The organism is Leptolyngbya sp. 'hensonii' (genome assembly GCF_001939115.1).
GTDB lineage: Bacteria > Cyanobacteriota > Cyanobacteriia.
On the sequence record NZ_MQTZ01000051.1, the window covers coordinates 91,281 to 106,374 of the forward strand.

Annotated in this window: 14 protein-coding genes; 10 read left to right on the plus strand and 4 right to left on the minus strand. The window is 51.8% G+C overall.

Features of this window, described 5'->3' with window-relative positions; translation table 11 throughout:
* The first annotated feature begins 97 nt into the window (after positions 1-97).
* From BST81_RS22185 to BST81_RS22200, 4 genes are all read left to right on the plus strand, one after another.
* The gene (locus tag BST81_RS22185; protein WP_075600697.1) at positions 98-1,285 is read left to right on the plus strand and encodes a GNAT family N-acetyltransferase; all 1,188 of its coding nucleotides are present in this window, start codon (positions 98-100) and stop codon (positions 1,283-1,285) included.
* Positions 1,286-1,327: 42 nt separating this feature from the next.
* Positions 1,328-1,891 (plus strand): hypothetical protein, encoded by a 564-nt coding sequence (locus BST81_RS22190; protein ID WP_075600698.1) that lies wholly within the window; start codon positions 1,328-1,330, stop codon positions 1,889-1,891.
* A gap of 114 nt (positions 1,892-2,005) precedes the next feature.
* Entirely contained in the window at positions 2,006-2,671 is a 666-nt protein-coding gene (locus BST81_RS22195) for a hypothetical protein (protein WP_075600699.1), read from the plus strand.
* Between the two features lie 211 nt (positions 2,672-2,882).
* On the plus strand, positions 2,883-3,266 hold the full coding sequence (locus tag BST81_RS22200; RefSeq protein WP_075600700.1) for a DUF4346 domain-containing protein: 384 nt from the start codon (positions 2,883-2,885) through the stop codon (positions 3,264-3,266).
* Between the two features lie 8 nt (positions 3,267-3,274).
* Here BST81_RS22200 and BST81_RS22205 read toward each other — a convergent pair whose 3' ends face one another.
* Positions 3,275-3,907 (minus strand): hypothetical protein, encoded by a 633-nt coding sequence (locus tag BST81_RS22205; protein WP_075600701.1) that lies wholly within the window; start codon positions 3,905-3,907, stop codon positions 3,275-3,277.
* A gap of 180 nt (positions 3,908-4,087) precedes the next feature.
* Here BST81_RS22205 and BST81_RS22210 point away from each other — a divergent pair, with 180 nt between their 5' ends.
* From BST81_RS22210 to BST81_RS22235, 6 genes are all read left to right on the plus strand, one after another.
* Positions 4,088-5,305: a response regulator gene (locus BST81_RS22210; protein WP_075600702.1), complete on the plus strand. Its 1,218-nt coding sequence runs from the start codon at positions 4,088-4,090 to the stop codon at positions 5,303-5,305.
* Positions 5,306-5,401: 96 nt separating this feature from the next.
* Positions 5,402-5,764, plus strand: a complete 363-nt coding sequence (locus tag BST81_RS22215) for a response regulator (RefSeq protein ID WP_075600703.1) — start codon at positions 5,402-5,404, stop codon at positions 5,762-5,764.
* Between the two features lie 106 nt (positions 5,765-5,870).
* Complete coding sequence (locus BST81_RS22220; protein ID WP_075600704.1) at positions 5,871-6,347, plus strand: chemotaxis protein CheW; 477 nt, start codon at positions 5,871-5,873, stop codon at positions 6,345-6,347.
* Between the two features lie 208 nt (positions 6,348-6,555).
* Positions 6,556-8,910 (plus strand): methyl-accepting chemotaxis protein, encoded by a 2,355-nt coding sequence (locus BST81_RS22225; RefSeq protein WP_083637013.1) that lies wholly within the window; start codon positions 6,556-6,558, stop codon positions 8,908-8,910.
* A 14-nt stretch (positions 8,911-8,924) separates the two neighbouring features.
* Positions 8,925-12,140: a hybrid sensor histidine kinase/response regulator gene (locus BST81_RS22230; RefSeq protein WP_075600705.1), complete on the plus strand. Its 3,216-nt coding sequence runs from the start codon at positions 8,925-8,927 to the stop codon at positions 12,138-12,140.
* A gap of 9 nt (positions 12,141-12,149) precedes the next feature.
* On the plus strand, positions 12,150-12,596 hold the full coding sequence (locus tag BST81_RS22235; protein ID WP_075600706.1) for a chemotaxis protein CheW: 447 nt from the start codon (positions 12,150-12,152) through the stop codon (positions 12,594-12,596).
* A gap of 265 nt (positions 12,597-12,861) precedes the next feature.
* Here the strand turns inward: BST81_RS22235 and BST81_RS22240 are convergent, their stop codons facing one another.
* The 3 genes from BST81_RS22240 to BST81_RS22250 all read right to left on the minus strand — a co-directional run.
* Positions 12,862-13,569 (minus strand): DUF642 domain-containing protein, encoded by a 708-nt coding sequence (locus BST81_RS22240; RefSeq protein WP_075600707.1) that lies wholly within the window; start codon positions 13,567-13,569, stop codon positions 12,862-12,864.
* Positions 13,569-14,384: a PEP-CTERM sorting domain-containing protein gene (locus tag BST81_RS22245; RefSeq protein ID WP_075600708.1), complete on the minus strand. Its 816-nt coding sequence runs from the start codon at positions 14,382-14,384 to the stop codon at positions 13,569-13,571. Before BST81_RS22245 ends, BST81_RS22240 begins: the two co-directional genes overlap by 1 nt.
* Positions 14,385-14,569: 185 nt before the next feature.
* A partial coding sequence (locus BST81_RS22250) for a DUF4351 domain-containing protein (RefSeq protein ID WP_143780454.1) occupies positions 14,570-15,094 on the minus strand: 525 nt, incomplete at its 5' end.

Genomic DNA, 15,094 nt, shown 5'->3' on the forward strand with positions numbered 1-15,094 from the left:
CTTTCTGACAACGCCTTGAGCAAGACAGACCCGACACAGGCTTTGCTAATAACAGCACATCGCTTCTAAATCAGGATGACACCATCGCTGGCACACCATGGTTGAGCAACTGCAGTCCCATTACACCTTCACCTGGACCCATCACATCGCCGATATCCCCCAAACCGCATGGGACGGGATGGCCATACCCTTGAAAACCCCCTTCCTAGAGTGGGAATGGTTGTACAATCTGGAAACTTCTGGAAGTGCCACCGCTCAAAACGGTTGGCTACCTAACCATCTCACCGTCTGGCGCAACCACCAGCTCATTGCTGCGGCCCCACTCTACGTCAAAGGTCACAGTTATGGGGAGTTTGTGTTTGATCAGCAGTGGGCCGATCTGGCCCATCGCCTGGGCATTCGCTACTACCCCAAACTTCTGGGCATGGCCCCCTTTACCCCAGCGGTGGGCTACCGGTTTCTGATCGCACCCGATGAAGATGAGGAAAGCCTGACTGAAATGATGGTGGCAGAGATCGACCAGTTCTGCGATCACAATCGCATCTCTGGCTGCAATTTTCTGTACGTCGATCCCAACTGGCAACCCCTGATCGAGCGCTACGGCTTCACCTCCTGGCTGCACCACAGTTACATCTGGCAGAACAACGGTTTTCACAGCTTTGAGGATTACCTGGCCCTCTTTAATGCCAATCAACGCCGCAATATTAAGCGGGAGCGCAGGTCGGTCGAGCATGCCGGATTGCGGCTCCAGGTGCTTTCGGGAGATGAGATTTCCAGGGGATTGTGCTCCCTGATGTACGACTTTTACAGCGATACCTGCGACAAATTTGGCTGGTGGGGCAGCAAATATCTGACCCGCGCCTTCTTCGAGCAACTGTATCCCAATTACCGTCATCGGGTGGTCTTAGTCGCAGCCTATGCTGAAGCGGACGATCGTCGGCCCGTCGGCATGTCCATCTGTTTAACCAAAGGGGATCAACTCTATGGACGCTATTGGGGCAGTATTCAAGATTTTGACTGCCTGCATTTTGATGCCTGCTACTACACCCCGATCGATTGGGCGATCCGTCAGGGCATCCAAACCTTCGATCCGGGGGCTGGGGGTCGCCACAAAAAGCGGCGGGGTTTCCCAGCCGCGCCCAATTACAGTCTGCACCGCTTTTATGACCCTCGGCTGACCCAGATTCTCCAGGCCTACATCAGGCAGATTAATGAGATGGAACAACAGGAAATTACTCAGGCGAATGCTGAATTGCCCTTCAAACAGGGGCATCCTAATAGTTAACAGGAAACCTTCATCCTGATTCCCCACCCAAGAGGAACATCCATGATCAGGTTGCCCAGTCCCAAACGGATTCACCATTTCACTTCCATCCTGCTCGGTTCAGTTTTGATCACTGGCTTCAGCCCCATCACGATCGCCCAAACTCCCGCTGCCTGCAACTTACAGAATTCTGCAGGCAATTTGATCGAGCTTCCAGGAACCTGTCCGCCTAAGAAGGCCCCCCCGCCACCCACCCTGCCTCAGAGCCGCAAAGCCCAGTGTACCCAGCTCCGCCAAGTGGTCGAGACTGCAGGCGGATCATTTAAACCCGGTAGCCCCACCGTTGAAGACCCGGATGGGTCCAAAATCATGGCCCATGCGGAGCAAACCGCCAGGGCTTTAGAGGGAATGACCTTTGAAGATGCCAAAATCAGGGAATATCAGTCGCGCCTGATCACATTCATGGGAGGACTCAGCCGAGTGATGCGGGTCCAGATGGAAGCCAAACGCCTGAAGAATAAAGACGCTGAGCTAGCTGCTTTTCTGGAACTCCTAGGTCTCATGCAGCAGGCTGAGCCATGGATGACAGAAATGAGTACCTATTGCGAAATCAAACAGAAGAGTTAAGCGGAACACCCGCCTTTCGATGCCTGACTTATACTTCAGGCAGGAATACCCTCAACGTCTGAACAGGTCCAACCGCAGAATTACCATCTATTTTCTCCAAATAGATTAGTAACCATGGCCAGGTTTCACTTGACTGCTATCCTGCTCGGTTCGGTCCTCATGGTCGAGTTCAGTCCAGTCACGATCGCCCAAACCCCGGCTGCCTGCAACTTGCAGGATTCTGTAGGTAATCTGATCAATCTGCCGGGGGTCTGTAAATCCCAGCCTCGGCCAGCCTCCCTATCCCCCCGATTGATCACGGGAAGTCGATCGGCCCAGTGCCAGAAACTTCACGACATCACCACGATCAGGCTTGAGGGTTCCTTTAGTACTCAAGTTCAGGTAAATGCATCCACCAGGGTCTCAGGGTCCAATCAGGCCCAAACGACCTCCTCCGTAACCGTTACCCCCAATAGTCAGTCCAGAATAGCTACCCGAGCAGACCTGATTCAGGGGATTCAGAATATGGCTACCTTGACCGATGATCAGGTCAAGCAGCTCACCGGAATCACCTTTCAGGACTCTCAGTTGGACGCCTACCGGGGCCTAATGATTCAATATGGAAAACAGCGGAGCCAGAAATTTCGCCAATTGCTGACCGCTAAGCTGACGGATGATCAATTAGGGGAGCAATTTGGTAAGACGTTGTTGGGTGTCGATCAACCCCAACCTGTCTGGAGCCAGGAATTAGAAAAATATTGCCCCTCGACTCGTAAGACCAAGACTCTACAACCATTTTGACCAGGGATAGGGGTGCCTTTATTCGGTCAAGGGGCAGAATGGGCGATCGTTCGTCATAATTTCGTCATAATAGAGCTATCTCCTGCCAGAATTGGAACCGGGGATAGGGATCGATCTCCGATTGTGAGTCCTCTCCATGTTCCCCCTGGCCACAGTCAGTTGATGAAGGTTATATTAAGGAATTGTTCCCGACATTACAGTTTTGTTAACGATGACTCAGGTAGTTGGAACCACCGAATCGATTGATGACAGGCTCTCCCGACGCCACATTGAGCTGGATCCAGGCGGATACTTTGTGATCTATGTGGATCGGGAGACCCAGTTGATCTGTGCCAAGCACTATACCAATGTCATCAACGATCGGGGATTGGCCTGTGATCCTGAAACGGGAGAGCCCATTCCCTGCAGTGGTGGGCTCACTCGCCTGCCCAATGCCATTTTCACTGGCCGAACGGCCAAAGAATTGTGTGTCAAACTGTTTGAGGAAACCCAACCCTGCCCAGTAAACTATCTGGATCACGCCGCTTACCTGGGGCGAGAATTTATGCGGGCAGAAGTAGCCCTGGTGAACGGGCAGGAATACATTCAGGATTAGTTGGGTTTTTATTGAGCAACTTCTCGAAAACTGCGGATAACAGCCTGTAACTTCGGGCTGTTTTTGGCATAGCGCGATCGCAAGGTCCAGGAAATAATCTGGTTGTAACTAGTGGCCGTCTCTACAGTGGTATGCAGGTAGGTCACATTCAGGTTATCGATCGTCCCTTGAATTTCGTACTGCAGGGCAGGCACACCGTTGACCGTTAACTTTTCCGGATCACTGACCTGGGGAGAGGTCAAATTCTTGACCAGAATCTCTCGGGTCAATTCAGAGTGGCGGGCCAGCGTCATGTCCTTAAAATCCGACTTGCTTTCACTGAGGACAATGGTGTAAAGCTCATCGGCTCGGTTAGAAACCTGTAATTCCGCTTTTTCATTCAAATCCCGATCTTCTTTCCAATCCACTGGCACAGTCACCTGGAGTTTGCCATCTGAACTGGTGACAACCTTAGTCGCCTCGTTGGTCGGCTGGCCAGTTGTCGGTTCAGCGATCGGGGTAGTCTGGCGAGTGGCTTGATTATTACTGCGGGTTGGCTGAACCAGGTCATCAATGGCCTTGTTCAGCACTCCACAACCTGAAAGGCCCCAGGTCAGGCCCAAACCAACAATACTGAAAAATTTGATCAACCCAGAATTCATACGGATCCGCCGGTTAATACATGACATTTTACCGTATACAACCTGTGGAAACTCAGTATGCTAAGTCTCCACAAGGGGTTTCCCAAAAATCATTAAATCTTTTTTACAAGCCCGTACCTCTCCACAAAAAAGTCATATTTCCCTGCCAATCTGTAGTTTAAATGACCTCATGAAAAGGCTATGGCTACTGAGATAACTGTAATTACCCAACTGTCCTACCACCTGCTGCGGCTTCATCAACAGCAGGCTACAGGAGAGCTTGTCATTACACCGGCCCATGCATCCGCAGGCCAGTGGCATCTGTACTTTTATCTGGGTCGATTGGTCTACGCCACAGGGGGTCATCACCGGGTTAGACGATGGTACCGGATCCTGAAACAGCATTGTCCAGCATTGCTGACGAACAAAACTTTGATGAACCTGGAGGCTACAGAAGAACCCTGGGAGATGCATCATCTAAACTATGCCCTGCGCCAGGGCTGGATCACGGCTACCCAGGTCAAATCAATGATCAGCAGCAGTGTGAAAGAAGTCGTTTTTGCTTTTGTGGATCAGGAAGCTCCAAAGACGGAGTGGCGTCCCGGCAAGTTTATTTCCCAACCCAGCATATTTCTCTCGATCGAGCAGGTTTTGCAGGAGGCCCGAGATCTGCGGGACCAGTGGCAAAAAGGCGGGTTGAAGCATTTACAAGATTTGCTGACTCTCTTTTCCCCTGATATGGCTCCCCAACTCAAACACCCCGAGCGGCTGAAGTCTCAGGTTTCTGAGACAGCCTATCAGAGTTTAACGAAGCTGATGAATGGCAAACAGACTCTGTGGGATGTTTCAGTTCACATGCAGAAACCACTGCCCGTTTTGATTCGCTCTCTATTGCCGCTCCTCCATCAAGGGGTAATCGAACTGAAGACAGTTCCTGATTTTCCAGCTCCTGTCCTCCGCAATCGCCAGCTTACATCCCCATCTTCTTTGACCAGAAAAGGATTGATCGCCTGCATTGACGATAGTCCAGTCATTGGGGAGGTTCTGGACAGCATGCTTGCCCCCCTCGGCTATGAAGTGTTCACGATTCTCAACCCCCTTCAGGGAATTGCCACCCTGCTGGAACGCAAACCCGATCTGATTTTTCTGGATCTGGTCATGCCCAACACCAATGGGTATGAACTTTGCAGTTTTCTGCGTAAAACGTCAACGTTCCAAAATACCCCAATCGTGATTCTGACCGGTCACGATGGCGTTATCGATCGGGTCAGGGCCAAATTAGTCGGGGCCTCTGAATTTCTGGGGAAACCCCCAGAACTGGCGAAGGTCCTACAAGTTCTGGACAAACAACTGGGAAAGGCCACTGCTTCCCCAGTTACTGACGAGGCGGTACTCAACCCTCATCTCGCGACAACCTGATCCATTCCTAGCCTGCGATTTTTGACGGGCTTTCTGTCGGAAAGCCCCTACCAGACCTGCAATTCTCATCCCTTCTGACTCTTTAAGGAGAGACCTATGACTACCGTTCTTGTTGTTGAAGATACCCTGACCCAAGCAGAAGTAATGGTTGGCGCATTGCGGCAAGCCGGTTTTAACACGATCGCCGTCACCAGCAGTGAAGATGCCCGCATCAAACTCAATCAGCAAAAGCCCGATCTGGTAATTCTGGATGTCGTCCTGCCTGGAGAGAGTGGTTTTGAACTCTGCCGGGAAATCAAAGAAAACCCGGAAACCAACAGTATCCCAGTGGTCATTTGTTCCACTAAAAACGGTGAAATGGACAAGTTTTGGGGGCTAAAACAGGGCGCTTCTTCCTACCTGACAAAACCGATTGAGCCTGCGGAACTGGTCCGAACCGTGAGACTATTGACCCCCTGATCAGGTTACATCCTGCTTCTCAATCCCTGTCAGTTAATCAGGATGCCTGCTCTCCAGGCGTTCCATGGACTTTCTCGCCATTATTGGACCTTGAACAGACACCCCTATGGCCCCCATCCTTTCCCCCCAGTCTAAGACCCAGCAGTTCCTGAGCTTCCGTCTGCTACCTAACACCCAGGCCATGGTATCCACTGAGCAGTTGACTGAGGTGCTCAGCCTATCTCTGGCCCAGATTGTTCCAATCCCAGATGTGCCTCCCCAGGTCATGGGTGTATGCAACTGGCGGGGAGAGGTGCTGTGGCTGGTGGATCTGGGCTATCTGTTGGGCTTCACCCCACTTTTTTCCCAGGGCTATCGCCAGTCTAACTACAGTGCGATCGTCCTTCGCCATCAAGACGCCACCTTGGGCCTAGTAGTGGATCAAGTAGGGCAAATGCTCTGGTGTAGTCCGGAACAGATTCAACCTCTGGCCCCTGGCCAGCTTGCGCCTGCCCTCTCCCACTGCGCTCAAGGATACTGGCTGGATAGTCAGGGCATCCCGTTCCTGATCTTGAAGGGGGATGCGATCGTGGAGCAACTGTAATGGTCTAAGCCCTCCCAATGGGTCTGGCCCTACTTCCATCGCACAGGTTCCCCGCGCTTCAACCCCTGATCAAATTCTCTTTGGCAGTCTGGATAGGCTTTCCAGGCTCCCAAATTGTTGTGTCAGTACAATCGATCCCTCTCATCCCGATGCGGCATTGTCTGCAATGTCCCTGCCACCCTTATAAAATCTGTCAAAGGAAATTGCCATGTTATTGAACGATCGGAGTTCCAGTTCCGCTCCAGCCAACCCTTCCCAGGGAATGCCAACCGCAGACCGTTCCGTCAACGGTTCTGTCAACGGCTCTATTAACGGTGAGGGCGGAGGTTCGCCTCTGGAACAGCCTCCCAAGCCTCCAAAACCCTCCTGGATGCTGCCGACCCGCTTCAATCGCCTCAGTTTACGGGCTAAAGCGACTCTGTTGGCCATCGCGCTGGGTACAGTGCCCGTACTGGCGATTGGGGGTGCCGCCTACCTGCTGGCCAATCGCTCCATTACCCAGCAGACGATCGAGAGCAAACAAACCCGAGCAGTCAGTTTGGCCGACAAAGTAAACCGCTTCATGTTTGAACGCTATGGAGATATTCAGGTACTAGCCAATCTAACCGTTCTCCGCAACGCTGGTTTAAAGAAAGTCATCTCTCCGGCGGAACAATCCAGAGTACTGACTGACTACACCCAGTTTTATGGTGTGTATGACAGCATTGCGGTTTTTGATCTGGATGGGAATCCTGTGGTTCAATCTCAGGGTTCCCCCCTGGGTAATCACCGAGATCGGGGCTATTTTCAACAGGCTCTCAAGACTGGCAAGGCAATCATTTCAGCCGTAGAAGTCTCCAAATCCAATGATCAGAGTGTGATTCATTTTGCCGCTCCAGTGCGGGACAGCGCCACAAATAAGGTCATTGGGGTCGTGCGAACTCGTATGCCCATCAAATATCTGGAGGATGTGGTTCGGGACTATGCTGCATCAGGAGATGAGTACCACCTGCTCGATTCATCGGGTAAATTCTTCATTGCCGCTGAGACGGAACAGGTAGGTCGAGATGCCTGGACTGACTTCCCTAGACTGGCTGAGTTCAAGGGGTCTAAAAATCCAACTGTGCAAATTTCAATTGATCAAATTGACAAAGCCCAACAGGTAGCTGCCTATGCCCCTCTAGGTTCCTTTAAAGAGTTACCTGATCTGGGTTGGAGTACGATCGTAGCCACAGACACCAAGATTGCATTCGCCGCTCAGCGCCAGTTGCTCTTAACCTTGGCTCTGGGAACTGGTGCTGCTGCTATCCTGGTGTCGATCATTGCAACGGTCCTAGCGAACCGGGCCGTTCGCCCAATTCAGGCAGCAGCCCAGGCGGTGGAGAACATTGGTCAGGGCAATCTGGAAACTCGCCTCCAAGTCGCCGGGGAGGATGAACTGGCCGTGCTGGGGTCTAACATCAACCTGATGGCGGAACAAATTGAAACTCTGGTGGAAAACCAGAAAGCAGAAACGGAACGGATTGAGCAGGCCCGTCAGGAAGCCCGTCAGGAAGCGGATGCCCGCGCCGAAGAGCAGCGGCACCAAAAAGAGACCCTGCAGAAACGAGCCCTGGAACTGCTGATGGAGGTGGACCCGGTAAGCCGAGGTGACCTGACCATCCGGGCTCAGGTCACCCCGGATGAAGTGGGAACGATCGCGGACTCCTACAATGCCATCATTCGCTCCCTGAGACAGATTGTGCAACAGGTGAAAACGGCTTCTGCATCGGTAACGGAAACTGCCAGCAGCAACGAAACTGCCGTCAGCAGCCTGTCTGAAGAAGCAACCCAGCAGATGAAGGCCATTGCAGGAGCACTCCAGCAAATTGAAGCGATCGCCACCTCCATTCAGGGGGTTGCGACCCGCGCCAAACAAGCAGAAATAGGGGTGCAGAAAGCAGGCCAAACCCTGCGGGCGGGAGACGAAGCCATGAACCGAACCGTATCCGGGATTTCCGCCATCCGGACCACTGTGTCTGAAACGGCCAAGAAAGTGAAGCGCCTTGGGGAAGCATCCCAGAAAATTTCCAAAGTGGTCAACCTGATCGGGAACTTTGCAGCTCAAACCAACCTGCTGGCTCTGAACGCAGCCATTGAAGCAGCCCGAGCTGGTGAAGAAGGCCGAGGTTTTGCGGTGGTTGCCGAAGAAGTGCGATCGCTGGCTCAACAGTCCACTGCAGCCACCGCTGAAATTGAACAACTGGTAGAGGAAATCCAGAGCCAGACCAATGAGGTGGTGACGGCCATGGAAGCTGGAACGGAACAGGTGGTGGCGGGAACCCAACTGGTAGAGGAAACTCGCCAGAAACTCTCCCAGATCAGTGCTGTGAGTGCCCAGATCAACAAACTGGTCAAGGAAATTTCCCAGGCTACCGCAGTACAAACCCAGGTTTCCACCACCGTGACGCAAACGATGCAGGCGGTGGCCCAGATTGCTGGGGATACATCCAGGCAGTCGGAAACGGTGGCCCAATCCTTTACCCAGCTCCTGGCAGTGGCCGAAAATCTGCAAGTGAGTGTGGCCAAGTTTAAGGTCGGATAGGGAGAGCAATCCTCATGGCAGTAGATATCGAAATTCAGGACCAAGCCTATAAGTTCTTCATGCAAGAATCCATCGAGTTCTTGCAGACGATCGAAAGTGGGTTGCTCAACCTACGTACCGATCGCAGCACACCTCAGATTCATGCCCTGATGCGGGCAGCCCATTCGATTAAAGGTGGCGCAGCCAGTGTTGGCCTGGAGAGCATCCAGATTCTGGCTCACCGTCTGGAAGACATCTTTCGAGCCTTCTACTCAGACACGACAGAAATTGATGGGGAGCTAGAAAACGACCTCCTGCAGGCTTTTGATTGCCTGAAAGCTCCCTTGCTGGAGCAAATTCAGACTGGACAGCACGACTTCATGACGGCTCTGGAGCAAGGAGAACCTATCTTTACCCGTCTGGAAACCCGTCTGGCCGATGCCCTGAGTTCCAATGCCGAACTGCCCACAGCGGCTGAACTGGGGATTGATATTGTCCAGGCCGTTTTTACCGGTGATGTGGAAGGGGGATTAACCCGCCTGGAACACATTCTGTCCCATCCAGAAGGGGCCGAAGTGATGGGTGAGATTCGGGCCCAGGCAGAGGTCTTCGTCGGCATTGGCGAACTCCTCAACCTGCCCGGATTTAAGGCGATCGCTGAGGCTACCATCACGGCTCTGAACACCCTACCTCAGGAAGCTCTGGCGATCGGCTGGGCTGCCATCTCAGACTTTCGAGCGGCTCAGGCGTTCATCATTGCAGGCGATCGGGAACAGGGAGGACACCCCCTCTCCCTGCTGGCGTTTTCCCAACCTGTAAGCATCGCGAACGATACTGATCCTGAACCCGATCCTAAAAATCTGGATGAGCTGTTTGGCAACCTGGATGAAACCAGCTTCATTTCGAGCCTGGATCTTCAGCCAGATGGGAGGACAGAAGTTGTTCGCCTAGAATTCGAAACCAGAGATAACCTGGACGGCAATGAAGACCTGGAGGCCATTTTTGGCCAGTCCCTCAATCTCTCCGTTCTGGAGGAAATTCCAGCGGCCCTGACTGCCCCCCCCGAAGATCTGGAAGCCATTTTTGGCCAATCTCCCAATCTGTCCATGGCTTTGGAGGAAACCCCAGAAGCGCTAGTTGACTCCCCCGAAGATCTGGAAGCCATTTTTGGCCAATCTCCCAATCTGTCCATAGTTCTGGAAGACCTCGACTCTGTTCCAGAGAAAACCCAAAACGATCCAGTGGTGGAGATCCTGCCACCCGTCAACCCAGATCCCCAAGCCACCCCAGACGCCCCCTATCTGGCGAATACGGTCAAAGTCGATCTCAGCCGTCTGGAACGTTTGAATAACCTGGTGGGAGAGTTGGTCACCCACGAAAACAGTGCCCTTTCGCAAAATCAGCAATTGCAGGGAACCCTGGACCTGACCCTCCTTCGCCTCAGTCGATTTGAACAGATCACCAAGCAATTGCAGGACTGGATCGATCGGGGGCAAAATACCCAGGTCCAGATCCAGAGCCCCGATCGGGCAGCCTCCCTGAATCTTTCCCTGACAGAGTTTGATCCACTCCAGATGGATTCCTACAGCCATCTTCATCTGCTCGTCCAGGAAACGATCGAAGAGATGGCCCAAGTGGGTGAAGCCATGCGAGATATGATGCTGTTGAACCAGCAATCCCAGCAAACCCTACGGAAAAAACAGCAGACCCTGAAACAGGTGCGTAACGACTTGCTGTGGTCCCGCATGTTACCCCTGGGGGATCTGTTACAGCGGTTGCCGCGCATGGTCCGGGATCTGGCCCACCGCTACCATAAGCAGGTCACCCTGAAGCTGAGTGGCACCGCCACCCTGGTCGATAAAGCCATGTTAGAGCGGCTGTATGACCCCCTGGTCCACCTGGTCCGCAATGCCTTCGACCATGGGATTGAATTACCAGAAACCCGTCAGGCAGCCGGAAAAGCAGCCCAGGCGACGATCGAAATTCGGGCCTATCACCGGGGCAATCAAACCTACATTGAAATCCGGGATGATGGGCAAGGGATCGACCCAGAAAAAATTCGCCAGAAAATTGTGGCTCTAAACCTGGGAACAGCCAGCGAGGTTGCAGCCTTAAACCTGGAACAACTGTATGAGTATCTGTTTATGCCAGCCTTTTCCACCGCAACCCAGGTGAGCGAACTATCGGGCCGGGGCATGGGCCTGACCACCGTCCGATCTCAGGTCAAAGCCCTCAAAGGTTCCCTATCCATCCTGTCAGAGCCGGGACAGGGAACTACCTTCGTTTTAAGGTTACCCCTCACCCTGACGATCGCCAAACTGCTGGTCTTCTCCGCCAATGGCAATTTGATGGCCCTGCCGATCGACACCTTGATGGCCATTCTGACAGTTCCCGATGCTGAAATTCAAACCATCCAGGGTCGCCAGTTTTACTCCTGGCAAGGACAGTTGCTTCCCCTCTACCCCCAGTCGGAATTTGGCCACCAGTATCCCCTGGTTCGCCAGGACACCGATAACCTGAAGGCCATGACCCTGCCTGAGGATGGGAAAACTCCCCTGCTGTTGATTTCAGGTGGGGATAAGGTGATCGCGTTGGAAGTGGATCAAATCCTCCAAGAGCAGGAACTGGTGATCAAGCCCTTTGGCAGAGCTGTGAACCCACCTCCCTATCTGTATGGCTGTACAATTCTGGCAGATGGGGCACTAGTTCCAGTGATCGACGGTCCGGCGTTGGTGGCCCAATGGCTGCGATCGAGCACAGGGACAGAACCCAAACCACCGATGCCCCCACCGATCGTGCCCCACCAGGAAACAGCCACCATTCTGGTAGTAGACGATTCCCTGACCACCCGCCAGACCCTGGCCCTGACGCTGAAAAAAGCTAATTATCGGGTCGTGCAGGCTCGGGATGGTCGGGAAGCACTGGAACAACTGCGGCAGGAACCGGGAATCCAAGCCGTTTTCTGCGATATCGAAATGCCCCAGATGAATGGCTTTGAATTTCTTAGCCACTGCCGTCAGGAATTTTCTCGGGCAGTTCTTCCCGTCATTATGTTGACCTCCCGCAGTAGTGATAAACATCGACGATTGGCCCAACTGATGGGCGCAACCACCTATCTGACCAAACCCTATCTGGAACACGAGCTTTTGAAAACCTTACAAACCTGTCTCAACGAGATTATGGTCAGATCCACCCGGAACAATAGTCAGCACCAATCTGCCCAGTCTGTCCAACCCATTCAAGCCCTATAGGGTCCAGCCATGAAAGCATCTCAAACTCGCAGTAAAACCCTCCGAGTTCTGGTTATTCCTTTACAGAACCTGCACCTGGCCCTAAGTTTAGACGGCATCCAGAAAGTTGTGCGGACGCCCCAGGTGTTCAAGAGTGGCGAAAAGGTTCTGGGTGTGGCCCACTTTGAGGATCAGGAAGTTATTATTGTCGATCTGCATCAGCAAATTTTTGGGGTACCCAATCCGCAACCAGAAATTTATGTTGTCGTCGTTCGGGCAACCAACCAGCAACTCTACGGCATTCCAACCCCAACTCTACCCGGTCTGCAGGAACTACCCCTGGAATCCCTCAATCCCCTTCCCCCCGATTATCGAGCCAGGGACACCCTGGGGATTGCCAGTCATACCGTCTCAACCCAGTCAGCGCAAGAAGCCCAGACCCTGTTCCTCCTCGACCCCGATCGGTTGTTCGTGTAAGTTCATCTGGGGCGGTGGGATTAGGCACTACTGTGCCTCTCCAATCAACTCAAACGGTGCCTAGGCGATCGGGTCGGGATGGTTTTCCTTCGTATCCAGCATCGCCGATCGCAGTTGATGATGCCTCAGGCACTACCAATGAACTCAAGGCATTATGGCAAAATTACATCCATTCAGAGATACCATGAGTACAAACTGAGTCTTCTCCCCACAGGATATGTTGCTGTAATCCGTTTACAGGGAAACCAGAGAAAGTCATTCCAGTTCAGTAGTGCACTATAGAATGTCTCCTTTGAAGGGTGCTACAGTTTCCGGATTTAGCAACTTTCTGTTGCCTAGGCCTTAACATGGGCCCTATAGCTATTAATCCACTTAACAAACCCATGGGTTCAGGTACCCTTGTTACTGTCTCAATCGCTTCAACTTTTACATTGTCAATGAATGCAAAATGAGACTGATTTTGGAAATTCCTGAACGTGATGGTTGTAGCCGGAGTTGTTGCGACAAAGGCAAAAGAAATTAGTTGCCAATCTATTCCACTAGAATTGGTGAACAGATTAAAGGTATGGCTATCATTCCCCACCATTACCTCAATTTCTCCAGTACCACTTCTACCAGAGTATCTGCTTGTCCCTCCGTAGAAGCTCAGGTGGTATTGCTGTCCTACAGAGGTTGCCAATGTTTGTTCAATCCCACCGCCTACAACATAATCATTAACTAAATCAACAATGAAAGAACCATCCGGAGCCACACCAACGGCACTAAGTGCTATTTCTGGGTTAAACCATTCGACACCACCTAGAATAGTTTTCCATCCGGTAATGACTTGAGAATTGCCAGGTAGATAAGCATAGTTTGAAGGTTGGCTTGAAGACTCAAAACTACCATTAGAGATTAAGGTTGCAGCTTGAGCAGGGAAGATTATTCCTGTAATACCCAGTGCAATAGAGATACCCACTAGCTGTTTCAGCATTAGCAAGAAACTCCCGCTGAGGTTTTACTTTGAGACTTCCGTCTTAAGCGCAAACCTAAACCTGCAACTGTGCTAATTCCCAGTAAACCGAGGGGTTCAGGCACGGACTGGGCATCCTGGTTGCCTTGTCTGAAACTCAAGTAAGTGATTTCTGCATTAGCATTAGTTCCACCCGTTCCATCGCCAAAGAGAATTCGGTTGTAATTACTACCATCTCCTCGTTCAATCAATGGACTTTGAAAAATCAAAGTTCCGTCTACAAATAAACTGAAATCTTTCTCCGGAGTCCCTTCAACACGATAGGTATGAAAATCTTTTGTATTAATTGGAATTAGAGGACTGAGAACGGTAAAGTCAGATTGAATCCCTCGTTCATCGAGAGCGATTGATACGTATTTTGAGCCTATAGAAATGCCAAAAAAGAAGCCGTAATAGTTCACCGACCATCCGGCAGTTGGTGAAGATAGGATTCGGGTCCGTATCTCAAAGGTAAACGGTAGGGATGGATCAATTTGGTTATCGATGTAATAAGACATCCCACCGGATGATTGAAACCCTGTGATCAAGCTATTTTGAATCAGCGATGTGCCAGTCACAGAAAAAATTTGCTGCTCAGCAAAACCGAGTGATGTGCCATACGTCCAGCCTTGTTGACTGGGAAGAGAATTGAAGTCTAAGGAAAGGGTTGCCGCCTGTCCTGAATGGGTTGTGAATGCCAAAGCGCTAACTAGAGCACCAATAGTAGCGATCGCACTTGACCAGGCATATTTTTCATGAAAAATGAATATCAGATGGGGTATCGTAGGTTTCCACATTTATCTGCTGCTTAGAAAAGAATGTTAGGTAATCCTACTGATAATGGGAGGAAGAACCGGAAGCCGAAAAAGAGTTTTACTAAAACTTTAAAAACTCCATAACAGATCAAGTGACGGCTTTATTGGGTTCCAAGTAGCCCTTTGGAAAAATCGGAAGAACCTATTAAGAATTTAGCGGGCGATCGTCAGTTCCCCCTGGCCACGGTAGCAGCAGTTCCCAGCCATGCTTCCAGGTCAGCGATCGTTGAGAAGTTCAACAATGCTAGTGCCAGAGCTTCCAGTTGCTCCAGGGTCAGGGTGTGGATTTGGGCGATGGTGCGATCGGGTAGAGCACCCAACTTCTGGGTCAGTAAACGCAAGAGGAGCTTGCGTTCGCCCTGTTCAATGCCCTGTTCAATGCCCTGTTCAATGCCTCGTTGCATCCAACTGGTGACAATCTCCATAACGCCGCGCTGCTCCCTTTCCTCCAGTTTACCAATCTCAGCTTCAAACACCTGTTCCTCCTGTGGATTCAACGGCAAGTAAGTGTCCACAAAACTGGAAATCAACCGCATCCGGGCGGGTTCCAACCGCAGGGTGGCCAGCAATCGCAGACATTGTGCCTTCACCCGGGGTCTATCAGTCGGTTCAATCCGCATCTTGCTCATCAAMGCYGCKGCCACCGGGTTGGCCTGACTGAGGTAATCCCGCCAGTTSAGGCGATTCAACTG

What these genes read in the sequence shown, in the direction of transcription:
- BST81_RS22185 (WP_075600697.1), top strand. Translation starts at nt 98, where the DNA reads ATGGTTGAGCAACTGCAGTCCCATTACACCTTCACCTGGACCCATCAC.
- BST81_RS22190 (WP_075600698.1), top strand. Translation starts at nt 1,328, where the DNA reads ATGATCAGGTTGCCCAGTCCCAAACGGATTCACCATTTCACTTCCATC.
- BST81_RS22195 (WP_075600699.1), top strand. Translation starts at nt 2,006, where the DNA reads ATGGCCAGGTTTCACTTGACTGCTATCCTGCTCGGTTCGGTCCTCATG.
- BST81_RS22200 (WP_075600700.1), top strand. Translation starts at nt 2,883, where the DNA reads ATGACTCAGGTAGTTGGAACCACCGAATCGATTGATGACAGGCTCTCC.
- BST81_RS22205 (WP_075600701.1), bottom strand. Translation starts at nt 3,907, where the DNA reads ATGAATTCTGGGTTGATCAAATTTTTCAGTATTGTTGGTTTGGGCCTG.
- BST81_RS22210 (WP_075600702.1), top strand. Translation starts at nt 4,088, where the DNA reads ATGGCTACTGAGATAACTGTAATTACCCAACTGTCCTACCACCTGCTG.
- BST81_RS22215 (WP_075600703.1), top strand. Translation starts at nt 5,402, where the DNA reads ATGACTACCGTTCTTGTTGTTGAAGATACCCTGACCCAAGCAGAAGTA.
- BST81_RS22220 (WP_075600704.1), top strand. Translation starts at nt 5,871, where the DNA reads ATGGCCCCCATCCTTTCCCCCCAGTCTAAGACCCAGCAGTTCCTGAGC.
- BST81_RS22225 (WP_083637013.1), top strand. Translation starts at nt 6,556, where the DNA reads ATGTTATTGAACGATCGGAGTTCCAGTTCCGCTCCAGCCAACCCTTCC.
- BST81_RS22230 (WP_075600705.1), top strand. Translation starts at nt 8,925, where the DNA reads ATGGCAGTAGATATCGAAATTCAGGACCAAGCCTATAAGTTCTTCATG.
- BST81_RS22235 (WP_075600706.1), top strand. Translation starts at nt 12,150, where the DNA reads ATGAAAGCATCTCAAACTCGCAGTAAAACCCTCCGAGTTCTGGTTATT.
- BST81_RS22240 (WP_075600707.1), bottom strand. Translation starts at nt 13,569, where the DNA reads ATGCTGAAACAGCTAGTGGGTATCTCTATTGCACTGGGTATTACAGGA.
- BST81_RS22245 (WP_075600708.1), bottom strand. Translation starts at nt 14,384, where the DNA reads ATGTGGAAACCTACGATACCCCATCTGATATTCATTTTTCATGAAAAA.